This is a genomic window from Prevotella communis, assembly GCF_022024175.1.
Lineage (GTDB): Bacteria > Bacteroidota > Bacteroidia > Bacteroidales > Bacteroidaceae > Prevotella > Prevotella communis.
Map to the genome: position 1 here is coordinate 1,608,301 of NZ_CP091794.1, position 22,570 is coordinate 1,630,870.

Genomic DNA, 22,570 nt, shown 5'->3' on the forward strand with positions numbered 1-22,570 from the left:
TCCGTTTAGAATTGTATCGTTTTCAGTTCCTTTCCTCCCACCAGCGATGCCGCATACGGGAATCCGCTCATCATCATGTGCGGCCCCTTCAGCAGGTAGGTTGCGCTGGCCCCTTCGATGATGTAGAAGTCCAGGAAGGTCCTTTCGTAGTATTCGTAGTTGTGCACGCCGTCGTTCCCGATATGCGAGATAGTGCCAGGCGTCGTGTAGATATCGAAGTGCTTCCCTGCCTCTTCGATGAAGGTCGTGCTGTCCGAGCAGATCACCAGCTTGTCGTGTGGATGCTCATCCCTGACAGCCTGCAATCGGGCAATGCAACTATGGAGCAGTTGCTGACGCTCTGTGACCGACAGCGGTTCGCAGTACACCTCCTCGTTGAAATCGTCCAGACAGTTGCAGAAGCGGGCCGATACCGTGACGTAGCTCCCGCCAATCTCCGCCTTGATCTTGTCGATATGCTGCTGCAGCCGTGCCGAGGGCTTGAACAGTTCCCGGAACGACTGCGCAAAGCCGTTGTCATAGCAGAAGGCAGCATTCGTGTAGGCGTGCGTCTGCACGTCCCTGCTGCTGACGAGCGCCTGCTGTATCTGTTTCAGGTGCATCTGCCGTTCCCCTGGCGAGTCATAGACGCTGCTGGCTATCAGCGTGCGTGACTGCATCGGACTGAAGCTTACCTCGTCAGGACTCACGGTCCAGTCGTATGTACCCGGCACCAGATAGTCTGTCAGCAGGAACGGATGCGTGAAGTGCAACTTGAACGCGCGTCCTGTAGCCAGACATTCCTGATACACGCTCACGGCACCCCTCAGACGGTCTATCAGCCCGCCGCTGGGTGCGTTGCCGCAAAACATGCTGATGACGTATGGCTCGTAGCTGTTCAGCGTCTTTCCCTGCAGATAGCTCCTGGCTGTCTCCCTGCACACTTTCTCTTCCTCGCGCTTCCTGGTGTAGGTGTTGGCAAATCCCTCCGGATTCCTGCGCTGCATCACCTTCTCCTTGAGCAGCGCCCGGTTGTATCTCAGGCAGTATAGCGCCAGCACCAGCGGAAAACTCCTCAGGTTCAGGAACTGTATACGTTCTGCCTTGGTCAGCACACTGGCATCCAGACGCTTGAAACAGTCAGACAGGTTCCTTTGTATCTCAGCATCGGCATCCGTCAGTTCCTCGTGATGCTTCACGAACAGCATCATCTTCCAGCGCCAGTCGCAGAATGTGCGACGCATCGTCCTGCGGTATTCCTCGCTGTCCTTGCCGAATTCCCGCTCCATGATGTCGAGCAGTTGCAGGGCCGTCTTCTGCGTATGGAAAACCTTTGGTGAGATGCGTGTCGTGGTCGACGCCTCGTGGTTCTGGTAGTAGTAGCGCGCCTTGGCAAATGCCGCTTTCCCTGCGTGAATCAGGTACAGGCGCTCGTCCACCTCGTCGGAGTTCATCCAGATGGGTTCCTTCTTCTCCGGGTAGCTCATGTTGATCCAGGCACTCTTGCGATACAGTCCGCCGTTGCACCCGATGCGCCATTCCGGCACCGTCTCCTTCACCAGTTCCCTGGCCTCATACACCTTGTCCGTGTCAAATCCCTCTGCGGGCAGCGTCTGCGTGGTCTTTCCCGAGTCCAGGTCCACAAAGAGCATCTGGGGGTAGATGATGTCGGCATCCGTCTGTTGCTGACGCTCCGCCATCCGTTCCAGGTAGTCGTCTGAGAGCTGATCGTCTATGTCGAGGGGCAACACGAATCCGCCCTTCGCCTCATACACGGCATGGTCGCGGGGCTGCTTGGCCGTCCCGCTGTTTTTCTGCTGAAAGAACCGGATGCGCTCGTCTCCTGAGGCCAGGGTCTCCAGACACTTGGCCGTGCCGTCGGTAGAGCCGTCGTCTACCACCACCCATTCCCAGTCCGGGTAGGTCTGGCGGCACAGACAGTCGTAGGCGCTCTTCACAAAGTTCTCACCATTGTACACAGGCGTCACAACTGAAATCAGCATCTTTTCCTCAGGAGAATTTTTCATACTGAAAATATAACGTGAAAAAGTGGCTTTTATTTTATAAATAATGATTAACTTTGCAGACGAATTTTAACGATATGGACAACATACTTTCACAACTCAATGATAGTCAGCGCGAAGCGGTGGAATATTGCGATGGTGCCTCACTTGTAATTGCTGGTGCAGGCTCCGGAAAAACGCGTGTGCTGACCTATAAGATAGCCTATCTGATGGAGCAGGTAGGACTGAAACCCTGGAATATCCTGGCCCTGACGTTTACCAACAAGGCGGCGCGCGAGATGAAGGAGCGTATTGCCCGACTGGTAGGTCAGCATCAGGCCGTCTACCTGCAGATGGGCACGTTCCATTCCGTCTTCTCGCGTATCCTCAGGGCCGAGGCCGAGCGGATAGGGTATAGCTCCAACTTCACGATCTACGATCAGAGTGACGCCCGTTCGCTGGTGAAGAGTATCATCAAGGAGATGGGCCTCGACGACAAGGTATATAAGCCCTCCAGTGTGAGCGACCAGATATCCATGGCCAAGAACCATCTTATCCTGCCCAACGCTTTTGTGAAGTGCTCGCTTTTTGATTCTAAAAAGCCAAAGGTTGCTGAGATATACCTACACTATGCTGAGCGTTGCCGACAGGCCAACGCGATGGACTTCGACGATCTCCTTGTGCAGACCTACCTGCTCTTCGAGAACCACGAGGATGTACGTCGTAAATATGTGGAGCGTTTTCAGTATGTGCTGGTCGATGAGTATCAGGATACCAACTTTGCCCAACAGAAAATTGTGCTTCAACTGACGCGTGAACGACAGCGTGTCTGCGTGGTGGGTGATGATGCTCAAAGTATTTATAGTTTCCGTGGAGCCAATATAGATAATATATTGAGTTTCAGGGAATCATACGATAATGCTATGCTTTTTAAACTGGAGCAGAACTACCGTTCTACGCAACTCATCGTGCGCGCTGCCAACAGTTTGATTCGCAAGAATGAGCGTCAGATTCCCAAGGATGTTTTTAGTCGGAACGACGAAGGCGAGAAACTCCAGTTGAAACCCGCTTATAGCGACAAGGAAGAGGCCATCATCGTGTGCAAGGATATTCGTCGTATCCGTCGTGAGGATGGATGCGAATACAGCGATTTTGCCATCCTCTACCGCACCAATGCCCAGAGCCGTTCCTTTGAGGAACAGATGCGCAAGGACGGTATCCCGTATCGCATCTATGGCGGCCTGAGCTTCTACCAGCGCAAGGAGATCAAGGACGTGATTGCCTATTTCCGTGTGGTGGTCAATCCCAATGATGAGGAGGCCCTGAAGCGTATCATCAACTATCCCACGCGCGGTATTGGTGACACCACGCTTTCCAGGATTGTGGATACGGCTTCTAAGGAAGGCAAGTCGCTCTGGGAGGTGATGACCCAGCCGGCACATCTCGAAGTCAGCAAGGGCACCCTCACCAAGATCAATAATTTCTGTCAGCTGATCGACGGCTGGCGCATGCGCCTCGATGGCGAGGATGCCTACCAGTTGGGCCACGCCATCATCATGGAGAGCGGCATATCTAAAGAAATTTATTCCAGTCGCAACCCCGAGGACCTCTCCCGTCAGGAGAACCTGGAGGAGTTCCTCGCCGCCATGCAGGACTTCGTGGAGAGCCGTCGTGAGGAGGACCAGGGCGACCAGATTGCCCTGAGCGACTTCCTGCAGGAGGTGGCACTGCTCACCGACCTCGACAGCGAGGGCGATGCCGACCAGCCCAAGGTGTCGCTGATGACCATCCATTCCGCCAAGGGACTGGAGTTCCCCACGGTCTTTGTCGTGGGCCTTGAGGAGAATATCTTCCCGTCGCCCATGTGCACCAACAGCATGCGCGAGCTCGAGGAGGAGCGCCGCCTGCTCTATGTGGCCATCACCCGTGCCGAGCGCCATTGCATCCTGACCTGTGCGCAAAACCGTTTCCGCTACGGACGCATGGAGTACGACACGCCCTCACGTTTTATCAAGGATATCGACCCCTCATTGCTGCATGTCGAAGGCTCTATGGGCGCTTTTGATAAGTCTGCCCAGCGCCTGCCTTGGCAGCGCGCCTCCGAGGGTCCTGAGTGGATGCAGAATCCCCGCCCCGTGGCCACTCAGTTCCGTGCCGATCCCAAGCCCCGTCAAGTGGCTCCCCGTCGCCCGGAACCTAAGGTGGACCCCTTCAGTGAGGGCTTCAAGCGCCAGTTAGATATTGCCAGCGGCGGACGCTTCAAACCCGTGGCCAGCACCCGCCAGACCTCAGCCGTCAGCGCTCAGCCCTCATCCGCGCCCCATAGCCTCCACGAGGGGGCTGTCATTGAGCATCAGCGCTTTGGAGTTGGTACGGTGGTGAAGCTCGAAGGTGCCGGCGACAACGAGAAAGCCACGGTCGAGTTCCGTAATGTGGGCACCAAACAGCTGCTCCTGAAGTTCGCCAAGTTCACTATAGTGAAATAGGGCCTGAGGAACATTGATGAATACAAATGATATAAACTACTACAGGATGAAAATGATTCTTGAAGCTTCAGAAAAAGTCTTCCTCTTAGGGATTTGCGCTTTTAGTCTGACGAATTGTTTTAACGGTCATGTAAGAAAAGCTCAGGATGCTAATGCCTCTGTATCGTATATTCCTGAGGCTCCAGATTATGATGACTCTATCATGTGGATTACGGCAGATGGCGACCAGCACGGAACGGGAGCCGATGTGTTTTATGTAGTGTCAACATGGGAAGAGGATTGGATGACGGCTGATAGTATCGTTTGTCACTATGCTGACGTATGGAATCCAAAGCATCGTGAGCGCATGGCTATTGAAATGAATAAGGCTGCTGGTTATATGTCTCCAGGTAACCGATTCTATGCACCTTTCTACCGTCATACAACGATTGATGCGTTTATGATGGAGAGTGAGGATAGTGTGTTGAATCGTGCCCGCATGGCTATGGATGATGTCTGTGCGGCTTTTGATTACTTCCAAGCTCAGCGTGACCAGAGTCGTCCGCTGATTATTGCAGGGTTCAGTCAAGGTGGCATGGCGGTGGTGGAACTGCTGAAGCACATGAGTGACGAGACCTACGGACAGTTGGCTGCTGCTTACGTACTGGGTTATAAGGTGACACCAGAGGATACGTTGCAAACAAAACATATCAAGGCTGCGCAAGGGGCTGACGATACGGGCGTGACTATCTGTTATAATACGGTGAAAGACGTGAAGTACATCAATTCCATTATTGCTGCCTCATGTATAGGCATCAATCCTGTGAACTGGCGTACGGATGCCACGCCTGCTACACTCCATGATACGATTACCGTCACATTAGAACCTGAGCGTCACGTTCTCGTGGTCACAGGCTATAGTGGTTCGGAGTATCATGCCTATAAGAATTTTATCAATGTAGGCGATATCCATAGTTGTGAGCCTTGGCTCTATAGTGAGTGCATAAAGAAGAACATGGCTCTTAGGGCTAAAGCATGGCGTATGAGGAATTGATATAGATAACGAATAATACGTAATAACAAGAACGGCGTACCCATTTGAGTACGTCGTTCTTGTTATATATATGGTCAAAACTCTTATCTTGCTGATACGTACTTGTGCAGTGTCTTACGAACGGCACCTGCACCGGCATACAGTTCCTTCACCATTCCTTCGATCTGCTCGCCCAGACCAGCCTCGTAGAGATCCAGTCCAAACACATCCTTGCGGCTGTAGAGTGTCTTCAGACAGCTCCAGTCCTGATCGGCCTTGCCAATCTCCAGCGGAGCAACAATAGCCTGCAGTTCTGCCAGCATGGGGTCGGGTGAGGGCTCAAAGCTGGTCAGGTCGTCCTTCAGTCCCTTCAGGTAGCGGGCATATCCGGCCAGCGTCAGTGGAATCAGCACCAGGTTGCTCTTGTCCAGTCCGCGGGCAATATACTTCTTCAGCGTCTCACCAAAGCGGATAGGCAACTTCTGTGACGTGTCGCAGGCAATGCGCTGGGGTGCATCCGGCATGAAGGGGTTGGGCAGACGGCGGTTGATCACGGCACCGATAAACTCATAGGGGTTCAGCACACCCGGATCTACCACCACGGGCATCGCCTCCATATAACCAATCTTCTGGATAAAGGCACGCAGGTCCTCATCCTTCATCTCGGCAGAAATCAGCGTGTAGTCCAGCATGCAGCCATAGATACTCATGGCCGTGTGGAGCGGGTTCAGACAGGTAGTCACCTTCATCGTCTCCACCTTGTCCACCGTGTCGCGTGTGGTATAGAGCGCACCGCCCAGGTCGAGTGGGGGACGACCGTTGGTATAGTTGTCCTCGATGACCAGATACTGCACCTCCTCGGCATTCACAAAAGGTGCCGTGAATGTGTGCTTCTCCGTCTCGATATAGTTGTTGTCCTCAAAGCCGTCGGCAGCCAGCAGCTCCTTCACCTTCTCGTGCGGACGTGGCGTAATCTTGTCGATCATTGACCAGGGGAACGTCACCTTCTTCTCGTCCTTCAGGTAAGCCAGGAAGGCAGCAGGCACCAGTCCGTCGCTGACCCAGCGCTCAGCATAGGCCATCACGCCAGCCTTCACCTTGTCGCCATTGTGCGAGCAGTTGTCCATGCTCTGCACCGTCAGGGGCAGCTGTCCGGCGTTAAATCGCTCCAGCAGCAGGGCGCATACCTTACCCATGGCGAATACGGGCTTCAGTCCGCGGGCCAGGTCGGCCTCGTTGTAGGTGTATCCCTTCTCCGTGATGGTGAATGAGATCATCTGCAATGACGGGTTACGGAAAATCTCCACCAGTCTGTTCCAGTCCTCAAACTGGGGGTCGGCCTTCAGGGCCTCCGTCACGCTGGCAATCACCTTCTTCTCTATCGAACCGTCAGAGCAGAGGTTCACGCAGAGCGACAGGTTCTGGTAGGGAGCGTATGCCTTGTCGATCACCTCGAAGTCGAAGGTCTCGGCCACGATGACGCCGCGGTCGTACTTGCCCGTGTTCAGCGCGTCGTTCAGGATAGCTGCGGGGAATGCACGGAAAATGTTGCCACCACCGAAGTGTACCCATGTGGGCTCCTTGGCCGTCTTCTCGCGAAGGGCCTTGATGTCAAACTTAGGAAGCTCGTAGCCCTTGGCTTCCCATTCTGCGGCATTCAACTGGCCGCTCAGTATGTCGTTCAGTTTCATAATATATATAAAAATGATTTTAATTATTCTGTTGGAACTTGGCCGGTGTGGTGCCCGTATACTGCTGGAACACCTGGTGGAAGTATTTCCTGTCGTTAAAGCCGCAGTAGTCGGCCACGCTCTCCACCGACCAGTCGCGATGCTCTATCAGCACGCGCTGTGCCTCCTTGATGCGCAGGCTGCTCACCAGTCCTGCCAGTTTTTTGTATTCCGACTGCCTGAGCCATTCCTGCAGCTGCTTCTGCGGTACCCCCATCTGGCGTGCCACGATGCTCAGCGTCAGGTTATGCTCCCTGTAGTGACCGTTTTCTATCCAGCGGTTAAGGGTAGAGTGAATAGTGAAAAGTGAAAAATTTGCTGCCGCTGCAGAGTCTTCGTTGCTTTCATCTGCGGGAGCAAATTTTTCACTTTTCACTATTCCTTCTTCACTCATTTCCGCCTCTTCCACTCTCTCCACATCCTTACTCACCCCGTAGGTATACAGGCTGATGGTAGAGTAGGAGATTATGAAGAAGAAACTGATGGAGAAGAGTACCAGCGGGGTGCCCTGCATAAAGATGACCAGCGGCACCAGGAATACCATCAGCGCCATGGTCTTCATGCTCAGTCCCATCCAGCCAAACAGGTCGCGGCGACTGCGGTCGTAGTATTCATCTACCGCCGTCTCCAGTCGCATGTAGGCCTTATACTGCATGGAGAAGATATAGGTCTGCATCACCACGTAGAGCACCGAACTCACATATTCCGCTATGCGCAGCGCCATCGACTCCTCCCTGAAGGGCACGCCGTCCAGCACTGCCGTACCTATTAATATACCGGCCGACAGGGCGTAGATGCTGCTGCCTATGAGCCACTCCTTCCAGCTCACCTTTCCCTGACGCTGCATGTAGAGGATAGACATACTGCAGAGCAGCGACGACGGGGTGAAGAACAGCAGGTTGCAACATACGGCCTGTGTGACGCCCATCTGTCGGAATCCGAAGGCATGTTGCAGCAGGAATTGCAGCGCTATGAGTCCCGTGCCTCCTGCCATCATCCAGCGTGCTTTGGCAAAACTGATACGACGGGTGGAGCGCCCCGGAGCACATATCACCAGCATCACCGACAATACCGTCATTGTCAGCATACCGCTAATCTGCATTTCTCCTGTTGTAATCATATAGTTTTAAATTGACCGCAAAATTAAACAAAATCTTTGTAAGATCCGACAAAAAGACAACAAAAATGTCTAAAAAGCGCGTTTTTTAGACACCTCCCCCCTGTTTTTCTGACACCAAAGGCGTTTTTTGGACACCCATTATCACAGATAATTCCTATTTTTGCATCGTCATAATAAAAATTTACTCACCCATTAACCATGACCACTAGCATGCATGAGTTCCTTTCATTGCCATTATGGCTTAGCATACCGCTCGCGGCGATCTACATCGGCCTCGTGGGGTATGTTGTGTATATCCTATGGCAGTATCGGCAGCATGACTAACCTAATCATCATCCCTCAATAGCAAAAAATAACCATTATAAATAATAACAAACAATGAAAAATCTAAGAACTATTTTCCTCAACCGAATCCTCGCCCTGGTGCTGACGATAGTGGCACTCATGACGGGGCAAGAGGCGTGGGCCGAGAGTTCGTGGACTGTCACGAATATCAACGGCAGTAGCAACACGTTTACCATCACGCGTAGTGAGAAGGGCTATGCGCAGACTGTGCACTTCCGCACTGTCAGCCTCAGTGCATACGCTGGGCAGCACTTCACAGCGGTGGATATGGACTACACCTTCCTTGCCAACGAGGACGAGAAGACCGTCACCGTCACAGAGCTCACCCCCAGTGGCTCCTACAAGTACCAGAATGGTACCACCAACCGTAAATACCGCTTCGAGGTGTCTGACCGCGCTGGTTTTATTTTGGCAAGTGCCGACCGCACCATGACCAACGGCACAAGCATCAACAGTAGCGATGCTTTTGCCGAGAAGAGTGTCACTGTGCAGAGCGCAGAGTTCAAGGTCACAGACAAAGGCTATTCCGATGCTACAAATCCCGCACGGAGTGTTAGTTCAAGTGGCTACTACAGCTTGGCTGCTCCCAAAGAGTACCTCGTCTCAGCCGGTGCTGAGTTGCACATGACTCTTGGTCTTGACGTGAAGGAGGTCGATGATGGCTATCAGCATTTGCAGATTCTGGTCGACAATACTAGCACCTGCGATGGCGGTAATAAAAATGGGGAACCGGGCACGCCCAGCCTCTCCCGCTATATGGTGAGTTTCGCACACGATCCGGGCGACAAAAATACTACATATGCCAGTTATACCTTCCCCCTCACCACGGCCTCAGACAACTGTGGTCTTATAAATAATGCTTGGAGCAACGGTGTGACCAATAAGCTCTATAATCAGAAGTTCTACTCAGGCTGCCGTGCAAGTGATGGAAAACTCATATTGCCGACAAATTTCAGTACGCTGGTAGTCCGTTTTGATGCCAGTGGAGACAATGACGATAACTGGTATGCTAAGAACGTCAAGGCCCACATCCAGGCGATCGATGCCACCGCACCTACCAAGCTTGCCGTCAGCGTTGCTCCCGGCCGCCACTCCAAAGGCAATACAATATATGTGAGCGTTGCATTTAGTGAGATAGTAAGCTATTCAGGTACCAAAAAGTTGAATACCAACTGGGGCAACCTGACGTATGTGGATGGCTCTGGCACCAATGTGTTGACCTTCAAGGGTACCATCCCGCAGAATGCTACTGGCGACCTCAATATCACCGGCATTAGCGGTACAATTCAGGACTTGGCAGGCAATAGCCTGAGCGGTGGCGTCACCGCCAGCAACCTCTGCACCCTCGATGCCGACTTTGCCTACACCATTGACGAATTCCAGAAAGACGGCGACAACTACCTTATTAAGACGCATGAAGACCTGATTGGTCTGGCTGGCTATGTTAACGGCGGTGGAGCCACAGAGGGCAAAACCTTCCTGCAGGTGGCCGACATCACCTTCCCCCACACCACTAACTGGAACAACAGCGCCAGCACCGAGATCAACTATACTGCTATCGGATACTACATCGACAAGAGCAACGAAAGCCGTTTTGATGGTACTTACGACGGCGGTGGCCATACCATCAGCGGCATCCGCATCTACAGGGGCGGCGACACCAATAGTGATAGTTATCAGGGCCTCTTTGGCGTGGTCAACCTCGGAAGCATCGTCCGCAATGTTAATCTTGCCGACACCCGCATTACCGGTTACGACTCTACCGGTGGCATTGTGGGCTATAACTATGGCACCATAACAGACTGTACCGTAGCTGCCAACGTCTGCATCCATAGCGTAATTACAAATAGCTATTCCCACGGCGGTATCGTGGGCACAAACAATAAGATTGTGCAACGCAGCGTCAGCAGCGCCATACTTACCGTCAAGAGTGGAACCTCAGGCGTTTATTATGGTGGCATTGCGGGTAAAAACTATAGCAGCACCATCACCGACTGCATCGCCGATGGCGTGGTCATCCCCGACGTCAACGCCCGTGGTGCCATCGTCGGTTACCAGAACAACTACTGCACCTTCACCCGTAACTACTACCACAACTGCAAAGTAGCCAGTGACGCCGTGACCCCCTCCGGCGTAGGTATGGGCACTGAAGACAGTAAGACCACTAGCGACGTTGACGGTGCTCAGCCTCTTTGGGCCATCACTCTGCCGACTCATGCCTCAGTGGTGCGCACGGGTATTGCGCTTCCTGGCACTAACAATATGACCTATGACAACGGTGCTGATATCAATGGTGTGCCTTACGCTAAGGGTCTGTCGGTGGTCAACCTTTCTTACGATTCCGCTACAATCACCGAGGGCTATGATGTGCTGCTTTCTGTCAAGAAGACTTCAGACGACACGGCTGTAAAGTTCACCGATAATGGAGACTACACCTACAGAATTATTATGCCCACTGCCGACATCACCGTCAGCGCCACCGAGATACCTATCATTGCCTATATCGATGCCGACGGCAACCCGCAGAGTCACGCCTGCACCCCCATCGTGGAAGGCACTACCAGCTATCAAACCCTTGGTAGAACCGAGGGATGGTATGTGGTGAATAGTGATGTGACCATCAGCGGTACCCAGGGCGTCAAGTTCCTAGACCAGCAGGTGAACATCATTCTCTGCGACGGCACCACGCTCACCAGCAATGCCACGACGACTGGATGTGATGGCATTGATGCCAACAATGGCTCCCTGGCCATTTACGGACAAAGTCTGGGTACGGGCAGCATCGTGGCCACAGCCAGCGACTATTCTGCCATCAGCTCCAAGACCAGTATAAACCTGAACGGCGGAATTATCAGCGGCATCACAAATAGCGGATATGCCGCCATCACAAACGATAGCAGTAGTGGTGGTAGTATTACCATCCGCCGAGGCAACGTCACCGCAACAGGCTCAACCTTTGGCATCCGTGATCTTGGTAAAAGTAGTGGCATCGTCATTCTTGGAGGCACCGTCAACGCTACCGCTCACAGCACCAGCGGCATTGGCCTCTATAGCGCGTATCGCGACATCAGTATCTTGGGCGGCAATGTCACCGCTACCGTCATCAAAGCCGGAGGCTACGACGCCACTGGCACCATTACCCTCGGCTATACCACCCCCGCCGACCGCATCACTGCCAGCAGCTATGCTTGCGCTACCCTCACTATTGCCGACGGCCAGACGCTTACCGATGGCTACTCTGCCAATACATACACCGGTACCCTCACCGACGAGCAGAAGGCTGCCATTGCAGGCAAGACGATGATGAAGGCTCTGGGCGACGTCAGCTACATCGATGAGAACGGTGAAACTCAGACCTGCAGCAACTACCAAATCCTCTCCGATGGCGTTTTTATCTCGGATAACATAATTGGCAACACACTGCTGGACACCTGGTACGTAGCCAGCGGCAATTATACTTTCAATGCTACTTATCTCCAAACTTACGGACGTGTACATATTATATTATGCGACGGCGCCAGCTTTACCGTCAACGGTAGTGGTAGCTATGGTATTTATGCCTATAATAAACTCAGCATCTACGGCCAGAGTCAGGACACCGGCACGCTTACGGTCAATGTAGCGAATGCGTCGGGTAAGGCTTTATATGTTGATTACGGCAACCTCGTTGTAAACGGTGGCGTCGTCAGCGCACATGGCGGCGATTATGGCATCTATATCAAAAATGGCAACCTGACCGTCAATGGCGGCAGCATCAATTGCTCGGCCAACAAAGGTCTCTATGTGAATGGTGACGCGCTGATGGGATCACCCTTACTTGCCCACCATATGCCTCAATATGATATCAAGGGTTTGCTCAGCGTCAAGCTAACCATGAACAGCATTGGTATCATGACCTACAGTGGTGTGAACTCTCTCGACTTTACCAACGTCAGCGGTCTGAGTGCCTACGTGGCCCTGAGCGATGCTGATGACAAAGGCAATATCACGCTGACACGCACTTATAAGCCCGCGGGCATGACGGGTATGGTGCTCTGCGGCGAGCCCTCTACCTCTTATATCGTTCCTACTGTCAAGGATAAGTATCCAGATGTTTACCAGAACAACCTACTTCGTCATGTGATAGTGGCTACCGAGATTGACAAGTCCGACGGTTATTACACCAACTATATCCTGGCAAAGAAAAACGGCAATGTGGGCTTCTATCCGCTCAGCGGCAAAGGCACCCTGAAACCCTATAGCGCCTACTTGCAGCTGCACAAGGACGCTGGTTCACGCGGTATTGAACTCAACTTCGAGGAAGAGGGCACACCGACAGGAGTAGGTCACACAGAAATCACAGAAGGTTTAGCTCGACGGCCCGCAGGGGAAAGTCAAAGCACGGAAATGGCTGACGCCATCTATGACTTGCAGGGTCGCCGTATAGAGAAGCCAAAGAAGGGCCTGTATATTGTGAATGGTCGAAAAGTAATGATTAAATAATAGAAATTATAGGATTATGAAAAAGATATATATTCAGCCAGAGACCACGGTAGTGAGAATCACTCAGACGCTGCTCCAGTCAGCTAGCAAAGGCGGTGGTTCCAGTCTCACCCTTACCATAGACTCAAAAGAAGAGGCCGATGCCGACGAACAGCTGTCGCGCGCGTTCTCATGGGACGACGAGGACTAACACCCCTTATAACCCCTCCAACGGCTCCCGAAACACCTCCGCTTCGGGAGCCGTTATTTTATTTTTTGTATAGAGAGGTACCAGTCCCCGGCATCATGGAGATGATGATTACTTCTCCGACCCCTTTTTGCGTCCCTTAGAGTTTCAAAATCGTAAAAAGAGTCTCAAAATATACAAATGTTGAAGATAATTGGCCTTATGTTTTGTTGTTTGTGATATTTTAATTATATTTGCAACTGTAACTACATAACCAAGAACATAATTTAAAACAATCTTTAACATGAAAAAGAACCTATTTCTAATGATTGTCCTGCTCTGCGCAGTTGTGCAGGGAGCGTGGGCAGATGGCGGCTGGGAATTGGTCTATAGACAGACGAATACCACCTCAGCGAACTGGACGGCCCTGAATGCGGGTTCCTCTACAGGGTACACGATTGGCACGGCAGGCACCACGACGTACTATTACGCCACGGGCAACCTCAGCTTCACCAATTCCACGGTGGGCGGCAGCGGCCTGACCATCCGGGGCACAGTGTATCTCTACATCCCCTCGGGAAAAACGGTTAGATGCACGGGTGCCAAAGCCAGCGATGCCGGAATCACGGGTGGCGGTGCGGGTGTTGAACTGGCGGCGGGCAACACGCTCTACCTTCTCGGCGACGGCAGGCTGGAGGCCACAGGCGGTGACGGGGCAAGCGGCTACCGTGGCGACCACGGTGAAGATGCCAACTTTGAATACAACACGTATTGCCAGCCCGGCTCGGGTGGCCGCGGCGGTGACGGCGGCGGCGGCGGCGGTGCGGGCATCGGCACACGGGGCGGCAACGGCGGCGTAGGTGGTGCCGGTGGTTCTGCGGAACGGAATAAGAACGAGGGTACGAACAAGGGCGTTGCGGGCTCTCCGGGTAGTAACGGCGACACTGCCGGCAGCATGGGCACTCTCTATGTGTATCAGGGGTGGAGCCTCAGCGTGGTTGCCAAGGGTGGCGGTGCCGGATGGTTTACCACCGCTAAAAGCAATCGCGGTAAAAACGCTGCCGAAGATCCTGGCAACCAGTATGCTGCGTCCGGCGGCGGCGGCGGCGGTACCAGTGGCAACGGCTCTGCTGGCAGCGACATCGGCACCGGCGGTGGTGGCGGCGGCGGCGGCGGCGGCGGTGCCGCTGGCAACAGTACATGGAGAAACACTGGTTCTAATGGTTTCTACAGAGTGGGAGCAGGCGGCGGCAAAGGCGGTGGGAATTACAATGGTGGCTATGCCTCGGATGGTGAAAGTAGTGAACTGTCAAACCCTTACGATGCGGAATTAAAAAATGGTCTCGTAGGCACCTATACGGATTCTGGTTGGGAGGATGATAACGGGGCTGCTGCTGGCGGCAGCGGCGGCACCTGTGGCGCGGCCAGCAAGAGTGGCGCGGCAGTCACCATCAACGTGGTCTTGGACGGCATCTTCAAGGGCAAAGGTACGGAGAGCGCCCCTTACATCATCGGCAGCATAGCCGACTGGGACGTCTTCGCCCTGCTTGTCAGCAACGGCATCAGCTTCAACGGCCTGTTCGTGAAGCTGACGAGCGACATCAGCGTATCGACCATGGTGGGCATTAGCGAGACCAACTCCTTCCAGGGCACTTTCCTGGGTGACAATAAAACGCTGACCTTCACAAAAGGCTCGGCTGAGAGTGCCTTCAACGAGGAATACTGCGCCCCGTTCCGCTACGTCAAGAATGCCGTCATCCGGAACCTGAGGGTGACGGGCGACATCTACACCGCCCGGAAGTTCGCTGCCGGACTTGTGGCACGGTCGTACGGCGAGACAACGTTCACCGACTGCCACGTCACCACCGCCATCCATAGCAGCGTCGGCGGCGAAGGCACACACGGCGGCTTCGTGGCCCTGCCGGAAGGCAACATAAGCTTCACGGGCTGCGTCTATACCGGACGCCTGCTGACCACCAATGGCACTAACAACTGTGGCGGCTTCGTGGCCTGGCACAACAGCAAGACGTTCAACTTTACCCATTCGCTCTATGCCCCTGATACCACTGCACCGGCAGACGGCGAGACAACCATTACTGCCGGCTGTGCCACCTTCGTGCGCGGCGGCAGCCCGGCAAACGGCTCTACCTGCTACTACACCGAGACGATGGGCACAGAACAGGGTTCCAAGGTCATTGTCCTCGCCTCCGCTCCCAGCAACTTCGGCTCGATGGTGCAGGACTACGGCACGGTGAAGGTCTACGACAACGGACTCCTCGTGGCTGGCAGGTACTACGTGGCATGTGACATCGCCGGCACTGGCATCGAGGGCGACCCCTACACCATCGGCAGCACTGGCGACTGGAACACGCTGGCCAGCTACGTCGGCTATGGCCATACCTTCAGCGGCCAGTTCGTGAAACTGGGCGGGGACATCAGCGTCGAGACGATGGTGGGCACAGGCGATACCAACTCGTTCCAGGGCACGTTCGACGGCGGCAGCCACACGCTGACCTTTACGAAAGGTACGGCCCAGAATGTTTTCGATGAAGACCTCTGCGCCCCGTTCCGCCACGTCAAGAATGCCGTCATCAAGAACCTGCACGTCGCTGGCAACATCTACACCAGCGCGAAGAAGGCTGCCGGCATCGTGGGCGAGTCGCATCAGAACCTGAGTATCATCGGCTGCCGCAGTTCGATAGCCATCAACAGTAGCACCGTTACCGGCGACGACAACCACGACGGCACGCACGGCGGACTGGTCAGCACATTGAGTGGTGAAAACAACACCATCATCATCGAAGGCTGTGTGTTCGACGGCTCCTTTGCCACCACCAATGGCACTAACAAATGCGGCGGCTTCATCGGATGGGGGGTCTACAACAAGCCCACCATCAAGAACTCGCTGATGAAGCCCGGCAGCGTAGCCGCAGGCATGCTCAACAGCACCTTCGCCCGCTGGTATACAGGCAACGAAGGCATCTACAAGCCGACCATCGACAACTGCTACTACGTCAGCACCGACAACCTGCCCACCGACCAGGGCACAAATGCCGTCTATAGTGCACGGTGGAGCACGGGCAATCTCGTGCAGGACTACGGCATGCTGAAGGCATACCAGAACGGCATCCTCTATGGCGACATCTACTATGCGGATGCTGACAAGGCGTCTGGTGGCGCTGGCTCAGGCACTGAGGGCGACCCCTACATCATCGGCAGTGCCAACGAATGGAACGCATTCGCCAACTACGTCAGCAACGGCGGCTCTGACTTCAAAGGGCAGTTCGTGAAGCTGACTGCCGACATCAGCGTTTCTGAGATGGTGGGTACAAGCGACCACAGGTTCCAAGGCACCTTCCTCGGCGACGGCGTTCACACGCTGACCTTCACGAAAGGCAGCGCCCAGAATGCTTTTGACGAGCCATACTGCGCCCCGTTCCGCTACACCGATGGTGCCACCATCCAAAACCTGAAGGTGGCGGGCGACATCTACACCGCTCAGAAGTTCGCTGCCGGACTGATTGCCCAGCCTGGCGGCCCGACAACCATCACCAACTGCCACGTCAGCACCGTCATCCATAGCAGTGTCAGCGCCGACGGCGGCGACGGCACCCACGGCGGCTTTACCGCTTACCCGCAGGGCAATGTGAACTTCACCGGCTGTGTGTACACGGGTCGTATGTTTACCACCACTGGCTCCACCAAATGTGGCGGCTTCGTGGGCTGGCACAACGGCAAAACGTGCACCTTCGTCAATTCGCTTTATGCCCCTGACCCCAATATTGCACCGGCAGACAACGAGGTAGCCATTGCTACCAGTTGCGCTACCTTCGTGCGTGGTGGCAGCCCAGCAGAAGGTTCCACCTGTTATTACACCGAGGCGATGGGTACGGCACAGGGCACGCAGGTCTATGCCACTATCCCCGAGAACGAAATCTGCAAGGCAGCAACCATTTGCAACACTGCGTTGTACATAATGCCTGTATGCACCGTCAGCGGCATAGAGGAATCCTACAGTCTGAACAATAATGTTGAAATAACGCCAGTCGTGAAATACAACGAAACGTCCCTCGCATTTGGCACCGACTACACGGCCACACTGGACGGACAGACTGTGGCGTCGTTCCCCGTCAGCCCCAACAAGATGGGCACATATAGGCTCATCCTCAACGGCGCGGGTGACTACGCAGGCTCGAAGAGCTTCTACATCACGTTGATGCCATCTTCCACTGAAGCTGTCACGATGACCGACGGCGACACCTACACCATCGTACAAGACTGCGACGTCGCCTCCGCCACTTACCGCAAGACCACCGACCGAGTGGGCAAGTTCCACTCATGGCTCGTGCCCTTCGACTACACCATTAAGGAGTCCGACACAGAGAAGTTCACGTTCTACAAGATTAACATGATAGCCAACTCGCCCGATCCCAGTCTTGAGGCTTCGGATGATATATGGGTATTTGTGAAGCGGATGAGCAAGAACGACGTGCTGCGTGCCAACATGCCTTATGTATATAAGCCGAGGGAGGCCGTGACCGACTACGACTTCACCACCGAGAACACCGTGTTGAAGGCAAAGAATACAGGCGTAATTGCCAAGACGGAGACGATGGAAGATATCTATAATTTCTATGCTACCTACGGCAACACCTCAGCCACGGCACAAGATCCGTTCTACTATGTAAACATCTATGGTGAACTGAGCTATGGCGATGCAGTGACTGTGGGCGCCTTCCGCTGGATTATTCGTGTGGAGAGCAAGTACGGCAGCAAGCCGGCCTATGCCCGCACCTTGCATTTCTTCGATGGGGAGGAGGAAGAGACCACAGGAATCATTTCAAATGAAAATGGAAAATTGAGAATTGATAATTCGTCTGATGCCTGGTATACCATAGATGGTGTTAAACTCGACGGCAAACCCCATGCGAAGGGTGTGTATTTTCAGAACGGTCGTAAGGTAATCATCAAATAAATGGAGGACACAGATATGAAAAAGACATATATTAAACCAGAGCAGCGCGTGGTGCTACTGCAACACAAGACAATGTTGCTGGCAGGTAGCGTGATAAACCCTGGAGAAAATAATGCCCCTCCGGGTTCCCGCATCAGGGATGATGACTGGGACGACGAGCCGGACGCCCCCGCCGGCGCCCGCGGCTGCGATGACGACTGGGACGACTGGGACGAATAAATTATGGTTAAGGGTTAAGGATTCATGGTTGACTTTCCCCTTCGGGCCGTCGAGCCAAGCCATCATGCCCCGGCAAGCGCCCCTGTAGGCCGGGCATGACTCCTGCCACTGCAACAACGAAACAAAAAACAATGGTATAACATTAAAAAGCAATGAGACAAAAGTTTCTATTCATCCTCGCCCTGCTGCTGACGGCAGTCACGGGCGCGTGGGCCGACACCTACGATTATCCCACGAAGACGAAGCCGGAGTTTCACGCCGAGTATGGCGGGAAGAGCAATGTCGTGGTCATCAACACGGCTGCCGAACTGGCGTACATCACGGAGCACTTCGACGAGAACTCCGAGTTCCCCGTAGAGGATGACGACTGGAGTGAGCTGAACTACTACCTGAACGCCGACATCAACATGGGCAACTCCTACTCGTGGATGCCCCTGGGCCGCGAGTCCTACTGGGTCACCAGGTACAGCGGCACGTTCTGGGGCAACGGCCACACCATCACCTACATGATACGTGGCCTCAACGAAGAGAATCAGGGACTGTTCTCCACCATTCATGAGGACGGCAAGGTGTTCGACGTCAACGTGGTTTGCGACATCTATGCCCAAAGAGATTACGTGGGCGGCATCTGCGGCGATAACTATGGCACGATAGAGAACTGCACGGTGACGGCCAACATCGTGAATGAAGACCATGAATATGTGGGCGGTATCGTCGGCAATAACAGTCCCAGTGGCATCGTGAAAGGCTGCCATGTGATGGGCTTGGTAGAGGGCAAAGGTTCAGCAAAATACGTGGGCGGTATAACTGGCCGCAACGTAAGGGGAGCTAATGATCCCGAAATAGTCAACTGCTGGGTGGAGGCCGATGTCAGCTCTGAACATGACAACGCCGCCACCGGTGCCTACGTGGGCGGCATCGCCGGTATTAATAATTCATTTATAAGGTACTGCTGCATGACGGGCAACGTGACGAACCCGGAGGATAATTGTGTAGGCGGAATTTGTGGCAAAAACTCTGAAGGTGGTCATGCTCACGGCCATGGTTCAGCAGGCGGCACTGTCGAGCACTGCACATTCTATGGTGTGATTGATAACGACCACAGCCGGACCAGCGACTTTATTGGCGAAGGCTATGGGAAAAATCTGTACAGAGAGTTCAGCCAGGCCGAGTACGACGACGCCGTCAGCAAGGGTCACGCCTTGTACGCCTATGCCATCCGCAACGTCTTTGCACTCAGCGTCACCACCACCGGCACCGGCACCGTGACGGTCAGAGATTTTAATGCCGAGACTATAGACTATGATAAGGTGCCCACCGGCCACTGGATCTACGTGAATATCACCTCTGGTGTCGTGTCGAGCTTCATCGTCAAAGATGCCGTCGGCAACGATGTCGAGGTGACCAGGTATCATCAATACGACGACAATTACTATATGTTCCCCATGCCGAGAAGCAATGTCAGCGTCACCGTCAACTTCACGACGCAGCAGGGCGACGGCTCGGAGGAGAACCCGTATGTCATCTCCACCGCCGAGGAATGGGAAGCGTTTGCCAAAAATGTCAATGACAATAATAAATCATACGAGGGAGAATATGTCATGCTGGGCGGCGACCTCGAAGTGAGTACATTTCAGTGTTTGGGAAACAACATTGGCTTCTCCAATGCTTTCAAGGGAACCTTCGACGGCAATGGCCACACGCTGACCTGCGTCTATCCACCTTTTACCCGCGTCATGGACGCCACGATTAAGAACCTGCACGTCATCGGCAATGCCACTGGGTCATGGACTTCTGGCAGCATCGTTGCCTTGTCCAAAGGCACGCTGAACCTCATCAACTGCCGCAGCTCGGTGAACGTGGACTGCGGGAATAGTCAGAGTTATGGCGGACTGGTCGGCACCATGTCCACAGACGCGACTTACGTAGTGTCCCCGAACGCAAACTCGGTCACCATCGAGGGCTGCGTGTTCGACGGCTCCTTCGCCGCTACCAATGGAGCCACCGACTGCAGCGGCTTCGTGGGCGATGCCGGTGAGGGCGGCACCGTCGTCATCCGCAACTCGCTGCTGAAGCCCGCCAGCGTGGGCACGGGCATACTCAGCAACACCTTCGCCAAGATGGGCAACAACGGCACGCTCACCATCGAAAACAGTTACTTCGTGGCCACCGACAACCTGCCCGCCAACCAGGGCACGCAGGCCCGCACCGTCAGTGCTGGCGCGGACGTGACCCTCAGCGGTCTCGGCGAGGCCGCCACCACCTACGGCTCTAACGGCATCACGGCCTACGCCCACGGCATCAGCTACGGCGGCACCAACTACGCCGGCGGCGGCGAGAGCGTCAGCCTCACGCTGAGACACGGCAGCAAGACGGGCTACACCTTCGGTGGCTACACCGCCTCGGCCGGCACCATCAGCGGCACCACCCTCACCATGCCCGACGCCGACGTCACCATCGGCGCCGCCTGGACGAGGTTCCTCGACGGCACAGGTTCTGACGACGACCCCTACATCATCGGCACCACCGACCACTGGAACATCTTCGCCAGCAGCGTCAACAGCGGCACTGGCTTCAGCGGCAAGGTCGTGAAGCTGACCAACAGCATCAGCGTCTCCGAAATGGCGGGCATCAGCTATGACAAAGCGTTCGAGGGCATCTTCGACGGCGACGGCCATACGCTGACCTTCACGAAGGGCACGTCCGCAGAGCCATTCGCCGAGGAATACTGCGCCCCGTTCCGCCACGTCAAGAACGCCGTCATCGGGAACCTGCACGTCGACGGCACCATCTACACCAGCCGGAAGAAAGCCGCTGGCATCGTGGGCGAGTCGCTCAGCGCGCTGGAACTCTATAACTGCCGCAGCTCCATCAGCATCCACAGCAGCGTCAGCGGCGACGGCACCCACGGCGGACTGGTCAGCACGCTGAGCGGCAGCGAGAAAGACATCTACATCGACGGCTGCGTGTTCGACGGCTCCTTTGCCACCACTGCCGGCACCAACAACTGCGGCGGCTTCGTCGGCTGGCCCGTATATAACCGCCCCGTCATCGAGAACTCGCTCATGATTCCCGCCAGCGTGGGCGCAGGAATGCTTGCCAACACCTTCACCCGCGTGTACTCCACCAACGAGCCCACCATCACCAACTGCTACTACGTCGCTGTAGATAACCTGCCCGCCAACCAGGGCACGGCGGCCGCCGTCCTCAACATCACCCCCGCCAACCCTGACTACGACTACGGCATGGTGAAGGCATACAAGAACGGCATCTGGTTCGACGGCAACTTCTACGGCACGCCCGTCAGCATCAGCCTGGCCGACAACGCCGACAACAGCACGACCATCAGTAATGCCAACGGCTACGTGGCCAACGTGACTCTCTCCGGCCGCACCCTCTACAAGGACGGCTACTGGAACACGCTGGTGCTGCCGTTCGACGTGACGATTGCCAGCAGCCCGCTTGCTGGAGATAATGTTGTGGCAAAGGTGCTCAACGAATCATCTAATCTTGTTGGCGGCACGCTGACGCTGAACTTCGATGATGCGCCCGACACGATTCCTGCCGGCACACCATTCATCATCAAATGGGATAATACGGGGGTAAACCTCGTGAACCCTGTGTTCACCGGCGTCACCATCGACAACACCAACCGCGACGTGAACTTCACGGATGGCTCGGGCTCGTTCATGGGTACCTACGCTCCGCTGGAGATCACCGAGGCCAACCGCAGCAAAGTGCTGCTGCTGTCTGGCAACAACAAGCTGGGCTATGCCAAGACGGACCGCACCATCGCTAACAGAAAGGCACTGGGCACCTGCCGCGCATACTTCTATTTCCCCGGCAGCCAGACCGCCCGCAGCTTTGTGATGAACTTCGGCGAGGACGACACGCAGACCACGGGTATAGTTCACACAGAAATCACAGAAAGCACGGAAATGGCTGGCGCCATCTACGACTTGCAGGGTCGCCGTATAGAGAAGCCAAAGAAGGGCCTGTATATCCATGGAGGCAAAAAAGTGTTGGTACATTAAACATTAAAATACTGAAGAG

The 22,570-nt window shown here is 54.6% G+C and carries 12 protein-coding genes and 1 pseudogene; 8 read left to right on the forward strand and 5 right to left on the reverse strand.

The window, feature by feature from the left end; translation table 11 throughout:
• Positions 1-5 precede the first annotated feature (5 nt).
• Positions 6-2,006 carry a glycosyltransferase family 2 protein gene (locus L6466_RS06535; protein WP_237803413.1) on the reverse strand — a complete coding sequence of 667 codons (2,001 nt, stop codon included), beginning with the start codon at positions 2,004-2,006 and terminating at the stop codon, positions 6-8.
• Between the two features lie 74 nt (positions 2,007-2,080).
• On the opposite strand from L6466_RS06535, the gene L6466_RS06540 reads away from it, so the two are divergent.
• The gene (locus L6466_RS06540) at positions 2,081-4,468 is read left to right on the forward strand and encodes an ATP-dependent helicase (RefSeq protein ID WP_237803411.1); all 2,388 of its coding nucleotides are present in this window, start codon (positions 2,081-2,083) and stop codon (positions 4,466-4,468) included.
• Positions 4,469-4,514: 46 nt separating this feature from the next.
• A complete protein-coding gene (locus L6466_RS06545) occupies positions 4,515-5,501 on the forward strand; it encodes a DUF3089 domain-containing protein (protein WP_237803409.1) in 987 nt (328 codons plus the stop codon).
• 83 nt (positions 5,502-5,584) lie between these two features.
• Here the strand turns inward: L6466_RS06545 and L6466_RS06550 are convergent, their stop codons facing one another.
• Positions 5,585-7,171: a mannitol dehydrogenase family protein gene (locus tag L6466_RS06550; RefSeq protein WP_237803408.1), complete on the reverse strand. Its 1,587-nt coding sequence runs from the start codon at positions 7,169-7,171 to the stop codon at positions 5,585-5,587.
• A 19-nt stretch (positions 7,172-7,190) separates the two neighbouring features.
• A complete protein-coding gene (locus L6466_RS06555; protein WP_237803407.1) occupies positions 7,191-8,330 on the reverse strand; it encodes a helix-turn-helix transcriptional regulator in 1,140 nt (379 codons plus the stop codon).
• Positions 8,331-8,708: 378 nt separating this feature from the next.
• Between L6466_RS06555 and L6466_RS06560 the strand changes: the two genes are divergently transcribed.
• The 4 genes from L6466_RS06560 (at position 8,709) to L6466_RS06575 (ending at position 18,517) form a co-directional block, all read left to right on the forward strand.
• Complete coding sequence (locus L6466_RS06560; protein ID WP_237803406.1) at positions 8,709-13,157, forward strand: hypothetical protein; 4,449 nt, start codon at positions 8,709-8,711, stop codon at positions 13,155-13,157.
• Positions 13,158-13,173: 16 nt separating this feature from the next.
• Complete coding sequence (locus L6466_RS06565; protein WP_237803405.1) at positions 13,174-13,347, forward strand: hypothetical protein; 174 nt, start codon at positions 13,174-13,176, stop codon at positions 13,345-13,347.
• Positions 13,348-13,627: 280 nt separating this feature from the next.
• A complete protein-coding gene (locus L6466_RS06570) occupies positions 13,628-18,298 on the forward strand; it encodes a hypothetical protein (protein WP_237803404.1) in 4,671 nt (1,556 codons plus the stop codon).
• Between the two features lie 15 nt (positions 18,299-18,313).
• Positions 18,314-18,517: a hypothetical protein gene (locus L6466_RS06575; protein WP_143005836.1), complete on the forward strand. Its 204-nt coding sequence runs from the start codon at positions 18,314-18,316 to the stop codon at positions 18,515-18,517.
• A gap of 167 nt (positions 18,518-18,684) precedes the next feature.
• Here L6466_RS06575 and L6466_RS06580 read toward each other — a convergent pair whose 3' ends face one another.
• On the reverse strand, positions 18,685-19,272 hold the full coding sequence (locus tag L6466_RS06580) for a hypothetical protein (RefSeq protein WP_237803403.1): 588 nt from the start codon (positions 19,270-19,272) through the stop codon (positions 18,685-18,687).
• A 291-nt stretch (positions 19,273-19,563) separates the two neighbouring features.
• Complete coding sequence (locus L6466_RS06585; RefSeq protein ID WP_237803401.1) at positions 19,564-19,932, reverse strand: hypothetical protein; 369 nt, start codon at positions 19,930-19,932, stop codon at positions 19,564-19,566.
• A 705-nt stretch (positions 19,933-20,637) separates the two neighbouring features.
• Between L6466_RS06585 and L6466_RS14330 the strand changes: the two are divergent.
• Positions 20,638-20,934, forward strand: a pseudogene (locus L6466_RS14330) (hypothetical protein); the annotation flags it as partial.
• Positions 20,935-21,339: 405 nt separating this feature from the next.
• The gene (locus L6466_RS06595) at positions 21,340-22,551 is read left to right on the forward strand and encodes a hypothetical protein (RefSeq protein ID WP_237803397.1); all 1,212 of its coding nucleotides are present in this window, start codon (positions 21,340-21,342) and stop codon (positions 22,549-22,551) included.
• Positions 22,552-22,570 lie beyond the last annotated feature (19 nt).

What these genes read in the sequence shown, in the direction of transcription:
- L6466_RS06565 (WP_237803405.1), top strand. Translation starts at nt 13,174, where the DNA reads ATGAAAAAGATATATATTCAGCCAGAGACCACGGTAGTGAGAATCACT.
- L6466_RS06540 (WP_237803411.1), top strand. Translation starts at nt 2,081, where the DNA reads ATGGACAACATACTTTCACAACTCAATGATAGTCAGCGCGAAGCGGTG.
- L6466_RS06575 (WP_143005836.1), top strand. Translation starts at nt 18,314, where the DNA reads ATGAAAAAGACATATATTAAACCAGAGCAGCGCGTGGTGCTACTGCAA.
- L6466_RS06560 (WP_237803406.1), top strand. Translation starts at nt 8,709, where the DNA reads ATGAAAAATCTAAGAACTATTTTCCTCAACCGAATCCTCGCCCTGGTG.
- L6466_RS06580 (WP_237803403.1), bottom strand. Translation starts at nt 19,272, where the DNA reads ATGGCAGCCTTTCACGATGCCACTGGGACTGTTATTGCCGACGATACC.
- L6466_RS06570 (WP_237803404.1), top strand. Translation starts at nt 13,628, where the DNA reads ATGAAAAAGAACCTATTTCTAATGATTGTCCTGCTCTGCGCAGTTGTG.
- L6466_RS06550 (WP_237803408.1), bottom strand. Translation starts at nt 7,171, where the DNA reads ATGAAACTGAACGACATACTGAGCGGCCAGTTGAATGCCGCAGAATGG.
- L6466_RS06545 (WP_237803409.1), top strand. Translation starts at nt 4,515, where the DNA reads ATGAAAATGATTCTTGAAGCTTCAGAAAAAGTCTTCCTCTTAGGGATT.
- L6466_RS06555 (WP_237803407.1), bottom strand. Translation starts at nt 8,330, where the DNA reads ATGATTACAACAGGAGAAATGCAGATTAGCGGTATGCTGACAATGACG.
- L6466_RS06585 (WP_237803401.1), bottom strand. Translation starts at nt 19,932, where the DNA reads ATGATACCTGGTCACCTCGACATCGTTGCCGACGGCATCTTTGACGAT.
- L6466_RS06535 (WP_237803413.1), bottom strand. Translation starts at nt 2,006, where the DNA reads ATGAAAAATTCTCCTGAGGAAAAGATGCTGATTTCAGTTGTGACGCCT.